The organism is Mesorhizobium sp. B2-5-7, assembly GCF_006440875.1.
GTDB lineage: Bacteria > Pseudomonadota > Alphaproteobacteria > Rhizobiales > Rhizobiaceae > Mesorhizobium > Mesorhizobium australicum.
Genome location: NZ_VFUO01000002.1, coordinates 392,302 through 413,248 on the forward strand (window position 1 = coordinate 392,302; position 20,947 = coordinate 413,248).

A 20,947-nucleotide genomic window follows, 5' to 3' on the forward strand; every position below is an offset into this window, starting at 1 on the left:
CGTGTCTGGTATCAGCCGCGGCGGCTGATGCGGGTGAAATGACCCATCTTGCGACCGGGCCGGGCCTCGGCCTTGCCGTAGAGGTGCAGCATCAGGTCGGGCTCGGCGAGCAAGGCGGGAACGCGCAGCACGTCGTCGCCGATCAGGTTCTCCATCACGCAATCGGAATGACGGTTCGAGCTTCCCAATGGCAGGCCGGCAATGGCGCGGATATGCTGCTCGAACTGCGAAACGATGCAGGCGGCTTCGGTCCAATGGCCGGAATTGTGGACGCGGGGCGCGATCTCGTTGGCCAGCAGGGAGCCGTCGGCCAGTACGAAGAACTCGACACCGATGACGCCGACATAGTCGAGCGCCGACAGGATTTTCGTCGCCGCGTCTTTCGCGTCCCGCGCGGTCGCCGGCGCAACGCCGGCCGGCAAGGTCGATGTGTGCAGAATACCGTCGCGGTGCACATTCCAGGCTGGATCGTAGGCGGCGACAGTGCCGTCCAGCCCTCGCGCGGCGATGACGGAAATCTCGCGCTCGAACTGCACGAAGCTTTCCAGGATCAGCGGCACATTGCCCATCCCCTCGCAGGTGCCGGCGAAACCGCCGGCTTCCATGTTGCGGAAGACGCGCTGGCCCTTGCCGTCGTAACCCATTCGCCGCGTCTTCAGGATGCCGCTGCCGCCGAAGGCCTTCAGCGCCGCCGCCAGCTCGTCGTCGGTGTCGACTTGATGGAACGCGGCGGTGGCGATGCCGATGCCGTTGAGGAATGTCTTTTCGCTCACCCGGTCCTGTGCAACGTCGAGCGCGCGCGGCGGCGGATAGACCGGCACTTTGGCGGCAAGCGCGGTTGCGGCGGCGACCGGCACGTTCTCGAACTCGTAGGTGACGACGGCGCTTGCAGCCGCCAGTTCGGCAAGTGCTGCCGGATCGTCATAGGCGGCGGTAATCTGCCGGTTGGCGACCTGTGCCGCCGGGCAATCCGGTTGAGGCTCCAGCACGATGGTGCGATAGCCGAGCCGGGCGGCGGCCATTGCCAGCATGCGGCCAAGCTGGCCGCCGCCAATGATGCCGATGGTCGATCCGGCGGGCAGGCTCACGGCGTATCCGTCGGTTCGGCCGCGACCTTGGCGGTCTGCGAGGCGCGCCAGGCATCGAGGCGCTGGGCAAGCTTGTCGTCGTTGAGCGCCAGCACGGCGGCGGCCAGCAGGGCGGCGTTGGCCGCACCAGCCTTGCCGATGGCCAGCGTTCCCACAGGAATGCCGGCCGGCATCTGGACGATCGAGAGCAGCGAATCCTGGCCCGACAGCGCCTTCGATTCCACCGGCACGCCGAACACCGGCAGTGGTGTCATCGCCGCCGTCATGCCGGGCAGATGCGCGGCACCGCCGGCGCCGGCGATGATGACCTTGTAGCCGGCGGCCTTGGCGCCTTTGGCGAATTCGTAAAGCCGGTCGGGCGTGCGGTGCGCCGAGATGATCAGCCGTTTGTGGGGCACACCAAGCGCCTCCAGCGTCTCCGCTGCCTGGCGCATCGTCGCCCAATCGGATTGGCTGCCCATGATGATGGCGACGTCGGCGCGTTGATCGTCCAAGCTTCTGCTCCCCGGCGACAAAGGCGCGCCTTAGCGGAATTCGCGCGGGGCCGCAAGGATTTCAGGCCATCGGCGAGATGCCGACGGCCATATTCCGGCTCATGCCGCCGCCTTGCGGAAGCGAGCGACGAAGTCGTCGAGCTCGGGGCGCTCCATGTCGGAGATCGCCCAATAGGAGAAGGCGCCGTCGCTCCAGTGCACCATCGAAAAGCCGCCGGAGGAAAGATCGTCCGGCTGGGTGGTCTTGCCGCCCTGCTGCGGTTCGGCGACCAGGGTGATCAGGTGCTCGCGGTGGCGGTAGACCAGTGCCGGTACCGGCCGGCCCGATATCACCTCGACCCGGCCGCCGATAAGAGCGAAACCCTCCTGGGCAAGATCCGGCGCCGGCGGCGAGACGCCGATGCGGGCGTCCAGCCACGGTTTGACCGTATGGCGGTCGGAGGAGACGATGTCGATCGGGCTCGCGGCGAGCAGGCTGCGGCGATGGCCGCTGGCGACGGCCGCGGCCAAGCCGTCTTCGGCGCCGTTGAACATTACCCATTGCGTTGCGCCGCTGGCCAGCACCGCGCTGATCATGATCGATGCCGCCATGGCGCGCCAGTCGAACGAGCCGAAGCGGCTTGCCCTCGGCGATCTCCGCGCCAGCGAAGGACGCGTCCCGGCTTCACGCCGCTGGCCGACGCCAGCGCCGGCAATCAAGCCCGGCAGCGCCGACGGCGTGCCGCGCTGCGGCTCTGCTGCCTCGGCTGTCGCCGGCTGCTCGGTGCTGGCCATGCCGATCGCCGCGATGCGGGCCCGAAAGGCGTCGCTCACGTCGGGGCGCGGCAAGCGGCTGACCGCGCCTCGCAAGGCAAGGATGCGGGCATGTTCGGCGGCAAGCCGGGGATCGGCGGCGATGCGACGCTCCACCGCAAGGGCCGCCGCCGCATCAAGCTCGCCATCAACAAGGGCGTGGATCATCAGTCTGACACCTTCGGGATCATTGGGCAGTCCATCGTCATGGCCGGTCATGGCGCTCTCCCCAGTTCGGACGCCAGCAGGCCGCGGGCGCGGGCCAGCCTGGACATCACCGTACCCATCGGCACGTCGAGCATGGCCGCTATCTCGCGATAGCTGAGGCCGTTGATGTCGCGCAGCACCAGCGTTTCGCGAAACGGCTGCGGCAGGGCAGCGATCGCAGCCTCCAGTGCCGCCGTGTCGGCCCTGGCGATCAGGCTCGCTTCCGGACCGTCCTCGTCCGGCAGGCTGGTGCCATGGGCCGCCGCCATGTCGTCGAGATCGCCGAGGTCGCCGACGGCCATCATGCCGCGCGGCCGGTTGCGCGCCATCCAGGTGTAGGAGGTGTTGCGCACGATGGTCAGCAGCCAGGCACGGGCATTGCCGCCGGCGTAGCCTGATATGCCGGCATGCGCCTTGATGCAGGCGTCCTGAACGACATCCTCAGCGTCGGCGGCATTGCCGGTCAGCCAGCGGGCAAGCGCCAGCGCATCGCCGAGATGCGGCAGCACCACGTCGTTGAAACGCTCTGCCAGGGCCTTGTCGCTCAAAGCAGCACCATGATCCCCTCCGGAGCGGACAGGCCGTGCCGCCTCAAGATGCGACAGCGATTTTGCCTGGCTTGCAGGAGCAAAGCCCCCGGAAACAGGCAAAGTCGTCTGCCTTGCTGAAAGTGAATTCATCTGCGTCACCAGTGTCAAGCGCTATGAAAGGAGGGGCGCTATGAAAAGGAGGGGCGCCATGGAGAAGGGACTGATGACGATCATGCTCGGCAGCGCATGACGGCGGCTGACGCCGCAGCCGTGTTCGCTGTGCTCGCGATGATGGGGCATGCCAGTCTCCTCAACGCCAGCCGTGGCGTATGTCGAGGAGACTTGTTGAAGAGACGATTTATTCCCGCCTGGGCAAAATCCGGCTGTTCACAGTCGCGTGATCAGCCGATGCCGTCGGCATGCTCGGTTAGCGATCAATCCGGCCAGCGCAAGACGCCTGACGAATCCTTGCGGGCGACCTTCATCGCGTCGGCCGGGCGCTCCTTCGCCGTCAGCACGGCGCGCAGACGTTCGGCGACGATCTCCGCCTCGCCGGGGTGAAGGTTGCAGGGGTCGAGGAAAAAATGGCCGCGCTCGACCTCGTGGTTGCGCACGATGATCGGCGGCGAGCCGGCGGCAAGGGCCGAGGCAAGACCGGCGGCGGTGAAGCGGCTCTCTGGGGAGACGAATATCTGCAGCCGGTCGAGTGGATTGGCGGTGGGGTCGGGAATGATGATGGCGACGATGCCGGGCAGTCCCCGCAGCGCGTCCTTCCACAGGTTCAGCGCTGCTTCCTCGCGCCGGCGGATTCCGGCATGGTCGCGCTTCTCCCAGGCTTCGAGCGCCGCCATGGTGCCGGCGATGCTTTCCTTGCCGACCTTCATGGCGCGCGCGACGCCGCGGTTCTGCAGATAGGCGGCCCGCACCAGATCCTTGCGGCCGGTGACGATGCCGCTGGTCGGCCCGCTCAGGAATTTATGGCCGCTGTAGATGACGACATCGGCGCCGCGCGCCAGAAAACCGCGCAGATCATACTCGGACGCGGCGTCGACGATCACCGGCACGCCCTTGGCGTGGCAGATATCGCAGAATTCCTCCAGCGACAGCATGCCGTATTGCACCGTGTGGTGGGCCACGACGTAGAGGCTTGCGGCCGTGCGCTCGTTGATCGCCTCGCTTACATGATAGTCCTGGGTCACGCTGACCGTGCCGGCGGGCACCACCCTGGCGCCGGCGACGCGGACCGACTGGTCGATCGGGGCGCCGTAATTGACGATGTGGCCGAGCTGGATGACGACCTCCGACTTGAGGTCGCCAGTGTCGTCGGGCAGGCGCTCGATGGCGAGCAGGCTGGTTCCGGTCATCGCACCGGCGATCGCCATGGTGATGCCGCTAGCGCAGCAAGCGGTGATGAAGCCGGCCTCGCCGCCGGTGAGGCGCGCGACGACCGTGCTCGCGGCGCGCTGCAGATCGTCCATTTCCACCCATTGCGAGGCCATTTCAGCCATGGCGGAGATCGCTTCCGGGACGATGATCGAGGCGCCGAGCGCGGTCATGGTGCCCGAGACGTTGATGATCGGCCGCAATCCCAGCCGTTCGCGGATGGTGGTGTTGGAGCCGGTGTCGGAAGAGGTTTTCATGTGAGCTAATCCCGTGGGTGGCAGGTCAGGCGGCGATCTCGACGACCGCTTCGATTTCGACGGTGATGTTTCCAGGCAGCGAGCCGACGCCGATCGCCGAGCGGGCATGGCCGCCGATCTTGTCGAAGACATCGGCGAACAGGTCCGAGCAGCCATTGACCACTTTCGGGTGGTCGCTGAAGGTCGGCGTCGCGTTGACGAAGCCGAGCAGCTTGACGACGCGTACGATACGGCCGAGATCGCCGGCGGCGGCATGCATGACGGCAAGCAGGTTGAGCCCGGTCAGCCGGGCATGCTGATAGGCCTGCTCGACCGTCACGTCCTCGCCCACCTTGCCGGTGCAGAGCGTGCCGTCGGCGCGCAGGGGCCCCTGGCCGGAGAGGAAGATCAGCCGCCCGCTCTCGGCATGGGTGACGAAGTTGGCGATCGGCGTCGGCGGCTCGGGCAACGTCAGGCCGAGTTCGGCGAGCCTGATATAAGGCGTCATGGATGAAGGCTCCTTGGGCGGCTTTGGCCGCCTGAGTTTAGAAATGCGAGGCTCGGAAGCGCGCCAGGAAAGTACGGAGGCGTTCGTTGCTGGTCTCCGCCGCGAGGATCTCCTTCGGCGGCCCGACGGCGCTGACGCCGCCATCGGCCATGAAGACGATGCGGCTAGAAGCGTCGCGGGCAAAGGCCATTTCGTGGGTTACCATCAGCATGGTCATGCCATCCTCGGCGAGGCTGCGCACCACGGCCAGCACCTCGCCGACGAGTTCGGGATCGAGCGCGGAGGTGATCTCGTCGAGCAGCAGGATCTTCGGTTCCATGGCCACGGCGCGGGCTATGCCGACGCGCTGCTGCTGGCCGCCGGAGAGTTCGGCCGGCAGGCTGTCGGCCTTGTGGCCAAGGCCGACGCGCCCGAGCCAGTGTTCGGCGATCGATCGTGCCTCGGCGTCCTTTTTTCCGCGCACCTTGGTCAGACCCAGCATGATGTTGCCGGCCGCCGTCAGGTGAGGGAACAGGTTGAAGCTCTGGAACACCATGCCGGTCTCGGCGCGCATGGCGGCAAGATCGCGCTCGCTGCGGCGCTGACGCGTTCCGGCCTCGCGAAAACCGACCTCCTTGCCGTCGATGCGGATCGAGCCGCTGTCGTAGCTCTCCAGGAAGTTGACGCAGCGCAGCAGCGTGGTCTTGCCGCTGCCGGAAGGGCCGATGACGGTCACCACCTCGCCGCGCTTCACCTGAAGGCTGACGGAGCGCAGCACCTCGACGGCGCCGAAGGCCTTGGAGACATCGCGCACGTCGAGCAGTGCCGGACTGGCGTTTGGGGCTTCGGACATCGTTGCTATTCCCGGATGAAGGAGAAACGCCGCTCGAGCCGCCGGCTGGCGAGCGAGAGTGCGTAGTTGACCGCGAAATAGAGGAGCGCGCCCAGTATATAGAGCGGCATCGCTTCATAGGTGCGGCCGATGACCTGATTGATGGCCTGCATCAAATCGGTGATGCCGAGCAGCGACACCAGCGCGCTGCCCTTGACCGCGTCGGTGACGCCATTGATCCAGGGCGGCAGGAAGCGCCTGAAGGCCTGCGGAAAGATGACGTAGGTGAGCCTCTGGCGAAAGGTCAACCCGATCGCCATCGCGGCCTCGGACTGTCCCTTCGGGATCGAGCCGACCGCGCCCCTGAGGTATTCGATGACCTGCGCCGTCTTGAACAGGGTGAGCGCGGACACCGCGGCCCAGAACGATGGCAGATGCAGCCCGATCGCCGGCAGGCCGTAATAGACGAAGAACATCAGCACCAGGATCGGAATGCCGCGAATGGTGTCCGAGAAGATGCGCACCGCCCAGCGCAAAGGGGCGGGACCATAGATCAGGCCGACGCCCAGCAGGACGCCGGCGATAAGCGACAGCACCACCACCAGCAGCGAGACCCACAAGGTCACGGCGAAGCCCTGGGCAAGGAAGGGCAGTGCGTAGAGGATCTGGCTCAGCATGTCAGCGCGCCGCCCTGAACCGGCGCTCGACGAGCCGCAGCCCGAAAAGCAGCGCATAGCCGGTTACCAGATACATCGCCGTCGTGACCAGGTAGACCTCGACGATGCGGAATGTGTTGAAGTTGATCCATTGGGCGCCGAAGGTGAGTTCGGGCACCGAGATGACCGAGGCGATCGAGGTGTCCTTGAACAGCGAGATGAAGGTGTTGGAGAGCGCCGGCAGCGTGATGCGCAGCATTGTAGGCAGGCGCACGTGCAACAGCCTCTGCCATGGCGTTAGGCCGATCGCCTTGCCGGCATCGAGCTGGCCGCGCGGGACAGCCTCGAGCCCGGAGCGAAACACCTCGACCAGATAGGCGCCGCTATAGACCGACAGGGTCAATACAAACGAGGTCGGTGCACTGTAGGCCAGGTCGACCACGGTCGGCAGGCCGTAGAAGACGAGATAGACCAGCAGGATCAGCGGCACGTTGCGGATGAATTCGACATAGGCGGCGATCACCGCCCGCACCACGCGTCCGGCCGAGACGTACCAGACCGCGAGCACCAACCCGATGACGACGCCGATGGCGATCGAGATCACGGCAAGCTCGAGGCTGAGCAGCAGGCCGCCCCAGAGCTTGTCGAAATGCCGCCAGATCAGGTTGAAATTAAGGGCATAGCCCATGCATCCGCCTCGGTGTGAAGGACGTCGAGTCGATTACGGAAGGGCAACAACGCCACCCTTCCGTAATCCGGGATCAGATGACCGGGAAGCCGGGGTGACGCGCCGGCGGCTCCTGGCCGAAATAGTCCTTGAAGGCGGCGTCATAGAGCGCCGATTCGTGGCCGAACATGGCGATGGTGAAAGTCTGGTTGACGAAGGTCAGCCAGTCCAAATCGCCTTGCCGCAGCGCGGCGCCGTAAAGCATCGAATACCAGCTCTTGCCGGCATCGAAATACTTGTCTGGATTGCGCGAGGCGAGCCAGCGCACGGTGGACAGGTCGACCGCGGCGGCGTCGGCACGCTTGGACTCCAGCGCCTGCAGCACGTTCGCCTGCGTGTCGATCTGCAACACCTGGGCCTGCGGCAGAGCATAGTGGACCGAGCTTTCGGCGTCGACATTCTGCAGGATGGAAATGCGTGTCGCTGAACCACCGGCCAGCAGCTTGTCGAAGGTCTTGTTCTCGGCGGTCGGCAGGGTCAGCAAGGCAACGCCTTCGACATAGTAGGGCCGGGAGAAATTGATCAGCTGCGAGCGCTGCGCCGTCATAGTCATGAACTGAATGGTGATGTCGACCTTGTTGGTGGTCACGTTGGGAATGCGCTGGGCCGGATCCTGCATGACGAACTCGACCTTGGTCGGGTCGTCGAAAAGGCCCTTGGCGAGAATGCGGCCCATGGTGATATCCATTCCGACCAGTTCGCCGGCATCGTTCTCGAAATGCCAGGGTGCGTTGGTGCTGCCGGTCCCGACAATCAGCTTGCCTCTGTCGAGCACGGTGCGCAGCAGGCTGTCGGATGCGGCCTGTGCGGCGGCCTTCTGCGCATCGACGGCTGCCAGCACGCCGGCCGTGGCAAGTCCCGCCATTCCCAATTTCAGAAAATCACGTCTTCCGGATGTGTCGTTCACGGCGACCTCCTTTCGTGTTGTGTTCCCCTATGCACAGCCCATACACGCGGCAGTGATTATCAAAGATTGTCTCTTACAAGAGACGCATGTATCCTGTACAAGACAGATACTAGCACCGGGAATCGACAATGCAAGATGGTATTGTTTTGGCTGCTTCGGCCGACGAGAAGGCGCCGGGGTCCCGTGAAAAGGGCCTCAACCGGGTCCTGGAGATCCTGGAGTTCCTTCACATGACGCAGCGTGCGATCGGGATTGGCGATCTCGCCAAGGGCGTCAATGCGCCGCGTTCGACCACCTACACGCTGGTGCGGTCGCTGGTCGACGCCGGCCTTCTGGAAATGGCCGGCGACGGCAATCGCGTCTATTTCGGCAAGAAGCTCTACCTCTACGGGATGGACTATGTGCGCGGCAACGACCTGTTGCGGCGCGGGCGACAGGAGGTCGACCATCTGTCGCGCGAGACGGGCGAGACCTCGGAATTGTGCATGCTGCAGAGCGGCCGCTACACGATCGTCCATTCCAGCCCTGGTAGCAGGCCGTTCCGCATCAGTTCGGCCACCGGCCTGCAGATACCGCTGCCCTGGACCGCGTCTGGACGGCTATTGCTTGCGGGGCTGGATAGAGCCGCGATCGAAGCCATGGTGTCTGATGACGATCTCGTGCTGCCTGACGGGCGCAAGCTGCGGCTCGACGATTTCATCGCGGACATCGCAAAGGCAGGGGTGACCGGCTACTGCGTCACCTCGGGCCTGGTCGACGCTTACACGAAATGCCTTGCCGTGCCGGTCTTTTCAGCGCCAGGCAAGGTCGAGGCGACGATGTGCCTGGTGGTTCCGATCGATACGTCGGAGGAGCGGACCGCCGATCTCATCGGCCTGCTGCGCGGCCGCGCCGCCGGGCTCTCGATCGGCGCATAGGCGGAAAGTGCCGGCGGCGCGATTCCGTCTCAGGCGATGATGTCTGGAATGATCCTGTCTTCCAGCTTCATCAGTCGGTCCTTGAGGAACAGCTTCTTCTTTTTCATGCGCTGGATCTGCAGCGGGTCGCAATTCATGGCGATCATCGCGTTAATCGCGGCATCGAAATCGGCGTGTTCCTGCTTCAGCCGGGAAAATTCGAGGCGAGTATCGGCCTGTTCCTGATCGGACATTCTCTACCGTCTGCACGTCTGCGGCGCCCAAAACTGGGCCTGGTTGGGCGGGGGCGGCAATTTCTGCCACCGGCGCGCAGCCCATATCACATTTCACGTTGTCGTGGAATGCTACCACGCAGCATTCGACATCGCTGCTCGATGGTGGCACACTGTCATTGTGCCGTCACAGATACGACCTGCGGTGGACGTGCCTTGGCGGCTGCAATCGAGGAAACCATGAAAGGGAGAACCAATCATGTCTCTTGCATCCCATCTTGATGAGTTGCAGCGGAAACACGGCGACATCGAACGCGAAATCGATGACGCGATGAATCACCCGTCGGTTGATGACCTCGAAATCGGGAATCTCAAGCGACGCAAGCTGGCACTCAAGGATGCGATTGAGAAACTGAGGGCGCAACCAACCACGCATTGATCCTCACCTGACATAGCCGCTCACCACTGGCGGTCTTCCTTGCCGGCGGCGCCAGCCGCCGGTGCAGTGATTGCGATTTTCAGCGCTGCACCAAAGCGGAAACTAATATTCTTCGGACCCATCTTGCCTGCTTGGCCGCTGCCAGCTCGTGTGCTGTTTCAGGTCCCGGCCGGGACCAATTGCTGCCAGTGGCGACCTGTCGCCATTGACAAGCCATCTTTGCTCCTCCACCTCATGCCGGACTTCAACGCATCGGCCCCGGCTTGTGCGTCCAGGTGGACGCACGCGCTTCAGAGAGACGCATAGCGCTCCAGAGACAAAAGGCTGCCGGCATGACCGGATATTTTTCTTCTCCCTTCCCCCGCCGCACCTCGGTCGGCGTCGATGTCGGCGGCGTGGTCGTCGGCGGCGGCGCGCCGGTGGTCGTTCAGTCGATGACCAACACCGACACGGCCGATATCGACCAGACAGTCGCGCAGGTCGCGGCGCTGCACCGCGCCGGCTCCGAGATCGTGCGCATCACCGTCGACCGCGATGAAAGTGCCGCCGCCGTGCCGCGCATTCATGAGCGGCTGCAGCGGCTTGGCATCAACGTGCCGCTGGTCGGCGATTTCCACTATATCGGACATAAGCTCCTGGCCGATCATCCGGCTTGCGCCGAGGCGCTGGCCAAGTACCGCATCAATCCCGGCAATGTCGGCTTCAAGGATAAGAAGGACCGGCAGTTCGCGGCGATCGTCGAGATGGCGATCAAACATGACAAACCGGTGCGCATCGGCGTCAACTGGGGCTCGCTTGACCAGGAGCTTCTGACGCGGCTGATGGACGACAACCAGGACAAGGGTTTCCCGCTGACGGCGCAGGAAGTGACGCGCGAGGCAATCGTGCAGTCGGCGATCCTGTCGGCCGAGATGGCCGAGGAAATTGGTCTTGGCCGCGAAAAAATCATCCTGTCGGCCAAGGTCAGCGGCGTGCAGGACCTGATCGCCGTCTACACCGAGCTTGCGACCCGTTCCAACCATGCGCTGCATCTCGGCCTCACCGAGGCCGGCATGGGCTCCAAAGGCATCGTCGCGTCTTCCGCGGCCATGGGCATCCTCTTGCAGCAAGGCATTGGCGATACCATCCGCATCTCGCTGACGCCGGAGCCCAATGGCGATCGCACCCGCGAGGTGCAGGTGTCGCAGGAACTGCTGCAGACCATGGGTTTCCGGCAGTTCGTGCCGATCGTCGCGGCCTGCCCGGGCTGCGGCCGCACCACCTCCACCGTGTTCCAGGAACTGGCGCAGAACATCCAGGCGGACCTGCGCAAGAACATGCCGGTGTGGCGGGAGAAATACCCGGGCGTCGAGAACCTCAAGGTCGCGGTGATGGGGTGCATCGTCAACGGTCCCGGTGAATCCAAGCATGCCGATATCGGCATTTCGCTGCCCGGCACCGGCGAGACGCCGACCGCGCCGGTCTTCGTCGACGGCAAGAAGGCGGCGACGCTGCGCGGGCCGTCGATCGCGGCGGATTTCGAGAAAATGGTCGCCGACTATATTGACCAGCGCTTCGGTCGGGGCGGCAAAGCCGCGGCAGAGTAAACCAGATGCGGCGTTTCCCGTGGGCGGCGCTGATACTCCTGTGTGGTATGGCCTGGTCGACGCTTGCCCAGGCCGATCCACCGCAATCGGCCAAGCAGCGGCTGATCGACAAGGTCTGTAACCTGATCCAGGCGCATGCCGACCAGAACGGCCTGCCCCGGGATTTCTTCGCCCGCCTGATCTGGAAGGAAAGCCGGTTCGATCCCAACGCCGTGAGCCCTGTCGGCGCCGAAGGCATTGCCCAGTTCATGCCGGGCACCGCCAAGATGCGGGGGCTGGAAAATTCCTTCGACATCAACCAGGCAATTCCGGCGTCAGCCAGATATCTCGCCGAAATGAAGGCCGGCTATGGCAATCTCGGTCTGGCGGCCGCTGCCTACAATGCCGGCGAGAGCCGGGTGTCGCGCTGGCTGAATTCCGGTGGCTTCCTGCCGATGGAGACGGAAAGCTATGTCTTCGACGTGATGGGCGAGCCGGTCGACAAGTTCACCGACCGGGCCTATGCCGGCAAAGTCGAGCCACTCGACGCCAAGCTGGATTTCGCGGTCGCCTGCCGCAAGCTGCCGGTGATCATGTCCAGAACCGTGGCGATGTCCTCAATCAATATCAAGCCATGGGGCATTCAGGTGGCGGGCAATTTCCGCCGCAGCGCCGCGATCAGCCAATGGCTCAGGGTACGGGGCCGTTTTCCGGCCCTGCTTGCCGGGCATGATCCGGTGGTCAGCCGAGTGCGTACGCCGATCGGCCGGCGCGGCATCTACGCGGTCCGGATCGGCGTCGACGACCGCGCCGCCGCCAATGTCATCTGCCAGAAACTGCAAAGCATCGGTGGCGCCTGCGTGGTGGTGCGCAACCGGTAGCCGAGGAGGGTTGGGCTGCACGGGGCACACGCCGTTGGAATGTGCCCATCGTATCCAGCAACGATTTCAGCTATAGCGGCGCCGGACCGGTGGGCTGGTCCGCCTTCGGCAGCTACAGGGACAGCGATGTTCGACGCGTACATTATCTGCGGCACGCCCAGAACCGGCAGCACCTTGCTGTGCAAACTGCTGGCGGCCACCAGAACGACCGGCGATCCACACTCATTCTATCGGCGGCAGGATGTGTCGGAGTGGGCCGAAGAATGGAACCTGCCGCCTCGCGACACGATGGGCGAGCTTGAATTCCAGCTTGCCTATCTCAATGCGGCGATCGATGCCGGCAAGGGTGGTACGGAAATCTTCGGTCTTCGCCTGATGCGAGAAAACCTGGACGAGCTTTCAGCGATCCTCGACCGGATTTTTCCGGGGCTTGTGTCGGACAAAGCGCGTTTCGAAAGGGCTTTCGGTCGCGTTCTCTACGTGCATCTGTCGCGTGAGAACAAGCTTGCGCAGGCTGTCTCCCTGGTCAAGGCGGAGCAGACCGGCCTTTGGCACGTCGCTTCCGATGGAACGGAGATCGAAAGGGTCGGATCGCCAGGAGAACCGCGGTACGATTTCCAGCGTATCAGGGACGAAGTCGCCGAGCTTGAGGCCTATGACGCAGCGTGGAACACATGGTTCGCCGAGCAAGACATAACGCCACTGCGGACTGGCTACGAGCGGCTTTCAAGCAGCCCGGCGGCGACACTGATTTCCATCTGTCAGGCCTTGGGCGTACAGTCGCCGAACGCCGGGGATGTGAAACCGGGTGTCGCGAAGCTCGCCGACGCGACAAGCCTCGACTGGATGCGACGCTACCATCTGGACGCAACCGTCTGACGCCGGACGGAGTTCAGGCCGTCTTGGCCACCACCGTCTCGCTTAGCCAGGTGCCGATCTTGGCGCCGAGGCGATCGGGCGAAACGGGCTTGGGCAGATAGTCGTCCATGCCGGCCTCGATGCACTTGTCGCGGTCGCCCTTCAGCGCATGCGCGGTGACGCCGATGATCGGGATGTGGCCACCCGACGACGCCTCGATCGCCCGAATGGCGCGTGTCGCCTCGTAGCCGTTCATTTCCGGCATCGAGACGTCCATCAGAACCAGCCTCGGATGCAGCGACCGGTACATCTCGACCGCGGTGCGGCCATTGCCTGCGATGCGGTAGCTCAAGCCCAGCCCATTGAGGATTTGGCCGAACACCATCTGGTTCACGTCATTGTCCTCGGCGATGAGGATGTCGATCGGGCTGTTCGGCGCGGCATTCGATTCCGGCACTGCCGCGATCGGCATGGCGGGGCCGCGGATAACCGTGAAGGCCGGCGGAGCCGGCTGAGGCATCGGTTGGATCGGTTCGCGAATGAAGTGCGCCTTGCCGACCTGCGAGCGCGCCTTCTGGATGACCGAGATGACGGTGCCGAGCAGGACCGCCGAGCGCGCCGGCTTGGTCAGATGCGCCGATATACCGAAGTCGATGATCATCTTGCCGAAATCGACCTGGTCGACCGAGGTCAGGATAACGACTGGGATGGTGGACAGCCGGCTGTCGGCGGCGATGGCCCGGGCGACATCGGCGCCGTTCATGCCGGGCATCTGATAATCGAGGATGATGCAGTCGACGCTGGCGCCGAGCTGGCAGGCGCGATCGAGGAAGGCGAGGCCAACCGCGCCGCTTTCGGCGGCGGCGCAGTCGAAGCTCCAGCTTCTGAGCTGTTCGAGCAGGATCTCGCGGTTGACCGGATTGTCGTCGATGACCAGCACACGCGCGCCGGTGACGTCGACCGGCACGATGGCGTCGCGCGCCTCGGCACGGTGGACCGGCAGCGGCACGGCGAACCAGAAGACGGAGCCGCGGCCGATCTCGCTCTCGACGCCGATCTTGCCGGCCATCAGGTCGACGAGGCGGGCGGCGATGGCGAGCCCAAGGCCGGTACCTTCGTGACGGCGGGTCGAGGAGCCATCGACCTGGGCGAACTTCTCGAACACGTTCTGCAATTTCTCGGCCGGGATGCCGATGCCGGTGTCCTCGACGCGCAGCTTGAGCTGGACGACGTCGTTGACGGTTTCGCCGCCGACATCGATCAGCACATGGCCCTTCTCGGTGAATTTCACCGCATTGCCGACCAGGTTGGTGACGATCTGCCGGAAGCGGCCGGCGTCGCCGACGACATAGGCCGGCAGCCTGGGGTCGACGCGCACGATAAGTTCCAGGTTCTTCTCGGCGACGCGCGCCGAGACAAGCGTCGCCACGTCCTCCACCGCTTCCGAGAGGCGGAAGGGGGCGGGGTCGAGCGTCAACTGCCCGGCATTGATCTTCGAGAAGTCGAGGATGTCGTTGATGATGGTGAGCAGCGCGTTGCCCGACTTGACGATAACGTCGGTGAACGTCTTCTGGCGCGGGTTGAGCTCGGTCTTGGCCAGCAATTCGGCCATGCCGAGCACGCCGTTCATCGGTGTGCGGATCTCGTGGCTCATATTGGCCAGGAATTCCGACTTGGCGCGGTCGGCGGCCTCAGCCTTGAACAAGGATTCGGCCGACTGGGCAAAGGCGCGACGGATCGCCTGTTCCATCGGGCGGAAGATCCAGAAAGCGACGATGCCAAGGACGGCAAACAACAGGCCGCTTGCCCACAAAAGCAGCCGGTCGCTGGAGGCATCCGCCTGATGGCGTTCGTCGTCCATCGCGGTGCGGACACGCACCAGCATGGGCTGAACGAACAGGTCGTTCTGGTTGCGGATCTCGCGAGTGCTCCATTCATCGGTCTTTTGCGCCACCGACATCAGGTTGAAGTTGCGAACCATGTCACGCGGCGACCAGAACAGGTCGCCATTGACCGAAGCGGCCGCGAGCTCGCTGACGGTCTTGGCCGACAGGCGCGGGCGGATCGCGGCGAGCTGGGCGGTCAGTGTCTCGATCTCGCCGGTCAGCCGCTCGGAATGGTCGCGCGCCGAAGCCGTCAGCGAATCGCGCGTCTCGATCCGCCAGGCGGAACTGGTTGTCTCGGCGAAGCTGGTGGCGTTGCGCAGATCGCGGGTGAAAATGACGAGATTGCTGCTCAGCGCATCGATTTCATGGCGCAAGGAATTGACGCGATTGAGCGCAACCATGATGGCGGCTGAAGCCAGCGCGAAAACCAACAATCCTGAAAGATAACGTATCCGGACGGACCGGATAAAGGAAGAATATTCCGGCATGCGCAACCCCAACACATACGCATCATTCTAAGGATTGGGATTACGCTTCATTTACATTAAGATTTCGTTGGTGGACCGCAGGTGCACCGCGCAACCGACATGAGCCTGCCGTCAGCTGTTGCGGGTTGCGACGAAGATCGCTGCGGCCTTCAGCAGGGCAGCCTTTTCGCCATAGGGCTCGAGCAGCGCGTGCGCCTGGCCGACGAGGCCGTCGAGCTGCTTGCGTGCCCAATCCGCGCCGTGCAGGGCCACCAGCGTACCCTTGCCCGCGGCGGCATCCTTGCCGGTCGCCTTGCCCATCTGCTCGGCGTCGGCCGTCAGATCCAGCAGGTCGTCGGCGAGCTGGAAGGCCAAGCCGATCGCCGAACCGAACTCGGCAAGCCTTTCCAGGTCATCCGACTGTGCGCCGGCCAGGATCGCACCCGCCTCGCAGGCGAAGCGGATCAGCGCGCCAGTCTTCATCGCCTGCAGTGTTATGATGCCGGCCTCGTCCGGTCGCACTTGCTCGGCTTCGAGGTCTAGCTTCTGGCCGCCGACCATCCCACCGGCCCCGGCGGCGCGGGCGAGCGCCAGCACCAGGGCTGCGCGCCGTTCGGCCGGCAGCGCCGTCGCTTCGCCGGCGATGATGTCGAAGGCCAGAGTCAGCAAGGCGTCGCCCGCCAGGATGGCGGTGGCTTCGTCAAAGGCCTTGTGCACGGTCGGCTGGCCGCGGCGCAGGTCATCGTCGTCCATCGCCGGCAGGTCATCGTGGATCAGCGAATAGCAATGCACGCATTCGAGTGCCGCCGCGACGCGCAACGCCGCTTCGCCATCGGCGGAAAACAGGGCGGCACTTTCCATGACCAGGAAGGGGCGCAGGCGCTTGCCGCCGTTCAACACGCCATGGCGCATCGCCGCCATCAGACGATCGGGCCGAGCGATCTCACCCGAAAGCGGGCGATCGTCGAGCAAGCGACGCAGCATCACCTCGACGGCGGCCGCGCGCCTGATGAGCGCCATTTCGAACGCCATTTCGTCGTCATTCGTCATGGCCGGGACCGGTAGCCGACACTCAGACGTTGCGCAAGAAGGCAAGCGCCATTATGCCGGGGCGGTAAGAGCCCGTTTGGAAACTCATCTCCTGCGGTCATCTGAAGGCGTTTTCCGCGCTTCCGGTGTTCACGTACTCGAATGTACGCTCCGCTCCGGTTCTCGAAAACACCCTCACATGACTCACGGGAGCCAGTTTCAAAGCGAGTTCTCTGGCATGGGTTGGGCGGCTTGGCGGAACCGATCGTCGATCATGAGACCGAAAAGCTGGACATGGCGACGAGATCGCGAGGCGTGAGCCGCAGCAGTCTCAGGCGCTGGGTCCGGCGCGGCATCGTCGTGGCCGCCGTGCTGGCGCTCATCCCGGTGGTGCTGACCTTTCTCTACCTACCGTCCTTCGTGCACCCAGTGTCGACGCTGATGCTGAAGGACCTTGCGACCTTTTCCGGCTACGACCGGCGCTGGGTGTCGATCGATGATGTCGCGCCGGTGCTCGCCCATTCGGTCATCATGTCGGAGGACGGGCAGTTCTGCTTTCATCGCGGCGTCGATCTCGGCGAGCTCAGGGGGGTCGTCGACGATGCGCTGGCCGGCGAGGCGACGCGCGGCGCCTCGACCATCACCATGCAGACGGTGAAGAACCTCTTCCTGTGGTCGCGGCCGCTGGGCTCGGTGCGCAAGGTCGTCGAACTGCCGCTGGCCGTCTATTTCGACGCGGTGATGTCGAAGCGGCGCATTATGGAGATCTATCTCAACATCGCCGAGTGGGGGCCCGGCATCTACGGCATCGAGGCTGCGGCGCGGCACCATTTCGGCATTTCGGCAAAGCAGCTGTCCAGACGGCAGGCGGCCCTTCTCGCCGTCACGCTGCCCAATCCGATCGCCCGCAATCCGGCAAAACCAGGGCCGGGCTTGAGAAGGCTCGCCAATCTGATCGAGCGGCGCGCCGGCCGCTCCGGCGCCTATGTCGGTTGCCTGGACTAGCCGGTATAAAAAAGATTCACCGCGGTGCTGGCCAAAACGGTGTCAGGCGTGTATAGGCACCCGACTTTCTCAGATTTAGGCCCCGACATGGCCCTTTCACGAGGGCGGGCGGGGCTTTTGACCATGTAGTGGAGCATATCCATGGCCGTTCCGAAACGCAAAACCTCTCCGTCCAAGCGCGGCATGCGCCGCTCGGCCGACGCCCTCAAGGCCCCGACCTATGTCGAGGACAAGAACTCCGGCGAAATGCGCCGCCCGCACCACATCGACCTGAAGACCGGCATGTATCGCGGTCGCCAGGTGCTGACGCCCAAGGAAAGCTGAGACCAGCTTTTCCCAAGCAACCGAGTTACAAAAGACCGGCTTCTGGCCGGTCTTTTTGCGTTTTGGCCTTGCCGTGCGCGCCGGCTACTTCAAGCGCTGAGCTTTCGTCTCTCGATTTTCATGTCGGCCGGGCAACCGGCTGACATGGTTGTTGCATCCGGTATTCGACCGTGTTTGCGGCCGCGCACGAAAAATCTTGACGCCGTGCCTGTGGGGCATTCTACAGAAGGTGCCCCCATATGGAGACGCCAGATGTTCGGTGCCGTCCCGCTTTTGATCGTGCCTTTCGTGCTCTACAATCTCGGCCTGCTCGGTATATTCGGCGGCGGCGACGATCCGTGGGCGAGCGAGATGTTCTCGTTCCGCATGATGTCGGGCGGGGTGTTCTCGATGACGCTCGGCGACCTGATCGTGCTGATCGGGCTGATTTTTCTGTTCCTTGAAATGGTGAAGTCGGCGCGCACGACCACCGCCTCGATCATGGACCATCTGTTGTCGACGCTTGTCTTCGTTGCTTTCCTGGTCGAGTTTCTGCTGGTGAAGGGTGCCGCGCACTCCATCTTCTTCACGCTGCTGATCATCGCGCTGTTCGATGTGCTGGCCGGGTTCGCGGTGTCGATGCGGTCGGCCAGCCGCGACATCAATTTGAGTTAGACCGGAACCTCAGCCCGGATCGGCGGCGAAGCCGGCGGCTTCGATGCCGGCAATCGCGGCCGCCTCGTCATTGTCAGACGTGTCGCCGGAAATGCCGACAGCGCCGATGACACTGCCTGCCTTGTCGCGGATCAGCACGCCGCCGACGACCGGCAGCACGCGTCCACCCGACACGTCGGAAATGCCGGCAACCAGATGCGGGCGCTCCTTGGCGAAGGCCTCGACCCTGCGCGAGCCCATGCCGATCGCCAGCGCGCCATAAGCCTTGCCGGCCGACATTTGCGGGCGCAGGAACGAGGCGCCGTCCTGGCGCTGGAAGGCGACCAGGTGCCCGCCGGCGTCGAGCACCGAGACGCCGAGCGGCTTGAGCTTGAGGTCGGCGCCCTTGGCGAAGGCGGCATTGATGATCTCGACGGCTTTTTCGAGCGACAGAGCGGTCATGGCAATCTCCTGTTGAACAGCCCAATCATCGCCGGCCAGCCGGACCAGGCAATCCCGCTTTCGGTTGAAATTGCTTCCCGCGCAGCAGCGGGACGAAGGCGTGCCTGTCGGATGCGTTACGACCGCTCGATCCAGGACGAGGCATTGGCGGAGAGACGGGGCTATTTTTTCTTGGCGCGGGCCGGCTTCTTGGCAGGTGCGGCAGGCGCGTTGGCTAGATCTTCGGCTTCCTTGGCCAGCCGCAGCGCCCGCAGCTTGTCGGTCTTGGCCTTGCGGGCATCGCTCTCGGCGACGTATTCGGCCATGGCTTTCTGCCGGACCGTCGCCGCCTCTTCCTGCTTCTTGAAGCGCAGATCGGCACGCGCGCGGGCAGTGTCCCTAGAGTTCTCAACCAAGAGCGTATCCAATCCCGTGAAGTGTGATTTCCGTCCTTTGTAGCAGAGCCGGCCTTTCAACGGGGAAAATAGTTGGTCAGACGGCCGGGCTGGCGTTGCGGGGCTTTTCAGCAACCACCGCTTCATAGGCGGCCTGCAGCGTCGCGCGGACAGAGGAGCCGGGCGCTGTGTCGAGGGGGGTGCCGAGATGCTCATGGCGCAATTCGTCCATGAATTTCTCCCACATTGGAGGTCCGCCCTTTTCCAGGAGTTCGGCGCGGATCGAGAGTTCCTCGCTTGTCGGCAGCCAGACGCGGCCCCAGGCGCCGAGATGGGCCAGGATGGGCACCAGCGTGATGGCCATCTCGGTCAGGCTGTAGATCGCCTTCTGCTTATGACTGGGGTCGTCCGCCTTGGTCAGCATGCCGAGCTCCATCAGCCGCTTCAAACGGTCGGCGAGGATGTTGGAGGCGATACCCTCCATCGAGCCGTTGAGCAGCTCGCGAAAATGGCGCCTGCCGCCGAAAATCATGTCGCGCAGGATGATCAGGCTCCAGCGGTCGCCGAACACCTCGAGTGAAAGGTTGATCGGGCAGCCGGACCGGCGATCGAGGGTCATTCCATTTTCTCCGCAAAACCGGTTGCATTATCGTATCGGTTTTATTATCGTGCAACCGATTGCAAAATGCAAGCAGATGAGGAGGCCATGAAATGACGAGCAAAGACCGTCCCGAGATCGTATCCGAAGCGTTTGGCGATCCGGCGGATCCGGCGCTGCTGCTGATCATGGGCGCGATGGCCTCGATGCTGTGGTGGCCGGAGGCGTTTTGCCGGACGCTCGCGAATGCCGGCCTTTACGTGATCCGCTACGACAATCGCGATACCGGCCGGTCGACCAAATATCTGGTGGGACAGCCGCCCTACACTTTCGACGACATGGCTGACGACGCGATAGCCGTTCTCGACAGTTACGGCATCGGCAAGGCGCATGTCGCGGGCATGTCGATGGGCGGCATGATCGCGCATCTCGTCGCGCTCCGGCACCCTTCGCGCGTCGCTTCGCTGACCGTGATCAGCAGTTCGCCCGTGGGGACCGACACGTCGCATCTGCCGCAAACGACCGACGCCTATATGGAGCATTCGGCCGATGGGGCCAAAGTCGACTGGGCGGACCGCCGCCAGGTCATCGACTTCATGGTCAGCGATGCACGCGCGATCGCCAGCACCGCGCATCCGTTCGACGAGGCCGGGATGAGGGCGTTCATCGAGCGGGATTATACCAGGTCCGGCGGCTTGCTCAGCGCCACCAATCATTTCATGCTCAAGGGCAATGACCAATGGAAGGGTCGCCTGCACGAACTGGCGGTGCCGCTTCTGGTCATCCACGGCACGTCGGATCCGATCTTTCCGGTCGAGCATGGCGAGGCCTTGGCCCAAGCAGTTGCCGGCGCGAAACTCCTTCGTGTCGAAGGCGGCGGTCACGAACTGCATCCGGATGACTGGCCTGATATAGAAGCCGCCATTGTCGAGCATGTCCGATCCAGCTGAGACTTCGT

At 64.1% G+C, this 20,947-nt stretch carries 25 protein-coding genes; 9 read left to right on the forward strand and 16 right to left on the reverse strand.

The features are described 5' to 3' along the window. Window positions 1-11: 11 nt before the first annotated feature. From FJ543_RS09325 to FJ543_RS09370, 10 genes are all read right to left on the reverse strand, one after another. On the reverse strand, window positions 12-1,088 hold the full coding sequence (locus FJ543_RS09325; RefSeq protein WP_140874827.1) for a 5-(carboxyamino)imidazole ribonucleotide synthase: 1,077 nt from the start codon (window positions 1,086-1,088) through the stop codon (window positions 12-14). Continuing rightward, complete coding sequence (gene purE / locus FJ543_RS09330) at window positions 1,085-1,582, reverse strand: 5-(carboxyamino)imidazole ribonucleotide mutase (protein ID WP_023773946.1); 498 nt, start codon at window positions 1,580-1,582, stop codon at window positions 1,085-1,087. The genes FJ543_RS09325 and purE overlap by 4 nt, the downstream gene beginning before the upstream one ends. A gap of 99 nt (window positions 1,583-1,681) precedes the next feature. After that, the gene (locus FJ543_RS09335) at window positions 1,682-2,593 is read right to left on the reverse strand and encodes an anti-sigma factor (RefSeq protein ID WP_015315327.1); all 912 of its coding nucleotides are present in this window, start codon (window positions 2,591-2,593) and stop codon (window positions 1,682-1,684) included. Next, window positions 2,590-3,129, reverse strand: coding sequence for a sigma-70 family RNA polymerase sigma factor (locus FJ543_RS09340; protein WP_140616677.1), 540 nt, complete (start codon window positions 3,127-3,129; stop codon window positions 2,590-2,592). Before FJ543_RS09340 ends, FJ543_RS09335 begins: the two co-directional genes overlap by 4 nt. 416 nt (window positions 3,130-3,545) lie before the next feature. Beyond that, window positions 3,546-4,751 (reverse strand): aminotransferase class V-fold PLP-dependent enzyme, encoded by a 1,206-nt coding sequence (locus FJ543_RS09345; protein WP_140616678.1) that lies wholly within the window; start codon window positions 4,749-4,751, stop codon window positions 3,546-3,548. Window positions 4,752-4,776: 25 nt separating this feature from the next. Continuing rightward, window positions 4,777-5,238 (reverse strand): RidA family protein, encoded by a 462-nt coding sequence (locus tag FJ543_RS09350; RefSeq protein ID WP_015315331.1) that lies wholly within the window; start codon window positions 5,236-5,238, stop codon window positions 4,777-4,779. Between the two features lie 37 nt (window positions 5,239-5,275). After that, window positions 5,276-6,070, reverse strand: a complete 795-nt coding sequence (locus FJ543_RS09355; RefSeq protein WP_015315332.1) for an amino acid ABC transporter ATP-binding protein — start codon at window positions 6,068-6,070, stop codon at window positions 5,276-5,278. A 5-nt stretch (window positions 6,071-6,075) separates the two neighbouring features. Then, on the reverse strand, window positions 6,076-6,726 hold the full coding sequence (locus FJ543_RS09360) for an amino acid ABC transporter permease (RefSeq protein WP_015315333.1): 651 nt from the start codon (window positions 6,724-6,726) through the stop codon (window positions 6,076-6,078). 1 nt (window position 6,727) lies between these two features. Then, complete coding sequence (locus FJ543_RS09365; protein WP_015315334.1) at window positions 6,728-7,393, reverse strand: amino acid ABC transporter permease; 666 nt, start codon at window positions 7,391-7,393, stop codon at window positions 6,728-6,730. A 73-nt stretch (window positions 7,394-7,466) separates the two neighbouring features. Then, the gene (locus FJ543_RS09370; protein ID WP_174361987.1) at window positions 7,467-8,297 is read right to left on the reverse strand and encodes a transporter substrate-binding domain-containing protein; all 831 of its coding nucleotides are present in this window, start codon (window positions 8,295-8,297) and stop codon (window positions 7,467-7,469) included. Between the two features lie 170 nt (window positions 8,298-8,467). On the opposite strand from FJ543_RS09370, the gene FJ543_RS09375 reads away from it, so the two are divergent. Continuing rightward, window positions 8,468-9,256 carry an IclR family transcriptional regulator gene (locus FJ543_RS09375; protein ID WP_140874829.1) on the forward strand — a complete coding sequence of 263 codons (789 nt, stop codon included), beginning with the start codon at window positions 8,468-8,470 and terminating at the stop codon, window positions 9,254-9,256. A gap of 29 nt (window positions 9,257-9,285) precedes the next feature. Here the strand turns inward: FJ543_RS09375 and FJ543_RS09380 are convergent, their stop codons facing one another. Next, complete coding sequence (locus FJ543_RS09380) at window positions 9,286-9,489, reverse strand: YdcH family protein (protein WP_015315337.1); 204 nt, start codon at window positions 9,487-9,489, stop codon at window positions 9,286-9,288. 238 nt (window positions 9,490-9,727) lie between these two features. On the opposite strand from FJ543_RS09380, the gene FJ543_RS09385 reads away from it, so the two are divergent. From FJ543_RS09385 to FJ543_RS09400, 4 genes are all read left to right on the forward strand, one after another. Further along, on the forward strand, window positions 9,728-9,907 hold the full coding sequence (locus tag FJ543_RS09385) for a YdcH family protein (RefSeq protein WP_015315338.1): 180 nt from the start codon (window positions 9,728-9,730) through the stop codon (window positions 9,905-9,907). A 332-nt stretch (window positions 9,908-10,239) separates the two neighbouring features. Continuing rightward, window positions 10,240-11,493, forward strand: coding sequence for a flavodoxin-dependent (E)-4-hydroxy-3-methylbut-2-enyl-diphosphate synthase (gene ispG, locus FJ543_RS09390; RefSeq protein WP_140616683.1), 1,254 nt, complete (start codon window positions 10,240-10,242; stop codon window positions 11,491-11,493). 5 nt (window positions 11,494-11,498) lie between these two features. Further along, on the forward strand, window positions 11,499-12,353 hold the full coding sequence (locus tag FJ543_RS09395; protein WP_140874831.1) for a lytic transglycosylase domain-containing protein: 855 nt from the start codon (window positions 11,499-11,501) through the stop codon (window positions 12,351-12,353). 126 nt (window positions 12,354-12,479) lie between these two features. Beyond that, the gene (locus FJ543_RS09400) at window positions 12,480-13,232 is read left to right on the forward strand and encodes a Stf0 family sulfotransferase (protein ID WP_140874833.1); all 753 of its coding nucleotides are present in this window, start codon (window positions 12,480-12,482) and stop codon (window positions 13,230-13,232) included. A gap of 13 nt (window positions 13,233-13,245) precedes the next feature. Here the strand turns inward: FJ543_RS09400 and FJ543_RS09405 are convergent, their stop codons facing one another. Together FJ543_RS09405 and FJ543_RS09410 are read right to left on the reverse strand one after the other, a co-directional pair. After that, window positions 13,246-15,585, reverse strand: a complete 2,340-nt coding sequence (locus tag FJ543_RS09405) for a response regulator (protein WP_140616686.1) — start codon at window positions 15,583-15,585, stop codon at window positions 13,246-13,248. 111 nt (window positions 15,586-15,696) lie between these two features. Further along, window positions 15,697-16,614 (reverse strand): polyprenyl synthetase family protein, encoded by a 918-nt coding sequence (locus FJ543_RS09410; protein WP_140792669.1) that lies wholly within the window; start codon window positions 16,612-16,614, stop codon window positions 15,697-15,699. A gap of 222 nt (window positions 16,615-16,836) precedes the next feature. On the opposite strand from FJ543_RS09410, the gene FJ543_RS09415 reads away from it, so the two are divergent. From FJ543_RS09415 to FJ543_RS09425, 3 genes are all read left to right on the forward strand, one after another. Continuing rightward, window positions 16,837-17,598 carry a transglycosylase domain-containing protein gene (locus FJ543_RS09415; RefSeq protein ID WP_140874834.1) on the forward strand — a complete coding sequence of 254 codons (762 nt, stop codon included), beginning with the start codon at window positions 16,837-16,839 and terminating at the stop codon, window positions 17,596-17,598. 141 nt (window positions 17,599-17,739) lie between these two features. Then, complete coding sequence (gene rpmF / locus FJ543_RS09420; protein ID WP_008834724.1) at window positions 17,740-17,922, forward strand: 50S ribosomal protein L32; 183 nt, start codon at window positions 17,740-17,742, stop codon at window positions 17,920-17,922. Between the two features lie 252 nt (window positions 17,923-18,174). Next, window positions 18,175-18,576 carry a hypothetical protein gene (locus FJ543_RS09425; RefSeq protein WP_015315345.1) on the forward strand — a complete coding sequence of 134 codons (402 nt, stop codon included), beginning with the start codon at window positions 18,175-18,177 and terminating at the stop codon, window positions 18,574-18,576. A 9-nt stretch (window positions 18,577-18,585) separates the two neighbouring features. Here FJ543_RS09425 and FJ543_RS09430 read toward each other — a convergent pair whose 3' ends face one another. From FJ543_RS09430 to FJ543_RS09440, 3 genes are all read right to left on the reverse strand, one after another. Beyond that, the gene (locus tag FJ543_RS09430) at window positions 18,586-19,017 is read right to left on the reverse strand and encodes a heme-binding protein (RefSeq protein WP_140662721.1); all 432 of its coding nucleotides are present in this window, start codon (window positions 19,015-19,017) and stop codon (window positions 18,586-18,588) included. A gap of 161 nt (window positions 19,018-19,178) precedes the next feature. Beyond that, on the reverse strand, window positions 19,179-19,412 hold the full coding sequence (locus FJ543_RS09435; RefSeq protein ID WP_023773965.1) for a hypothetical protein: 234 nt from the start codon (window positions 19,410-19,412) through the stop codon (window positions 19,179-19,181). 76 nt (window positions 19,413-19,488) lie between these two features. Continuing rightward, a complete protein-coding gene (locus tag FJ543_RS09440) occupies window positions 19,489-20,010 on the reverse strand; it encodes a helix-turn-helix domain-containing protein (protein WP_140616689.1) in 522 nt (173 codons plus the stop codon). A gap of 92 nt (window positions 20,011-20,102) precedes the next feature. Between FJ543_RS09440 and FJ543_RS09445 the strand changes: the two genes are divergently transcribed. After that, window positions 20,103-20,939: an alpha/beta hydrolase gene (locus FJ543_RS09445; RefSeq protein ID WP_140874836.1), complete on the forward strand. Its 837-nt coding sequence runs from the start codon at window positions 20,103-20,105 to the stop codon at window positions 20,937-20,939. Window positions 20,940-20,947: the final 8 nt, after the last annotated feature.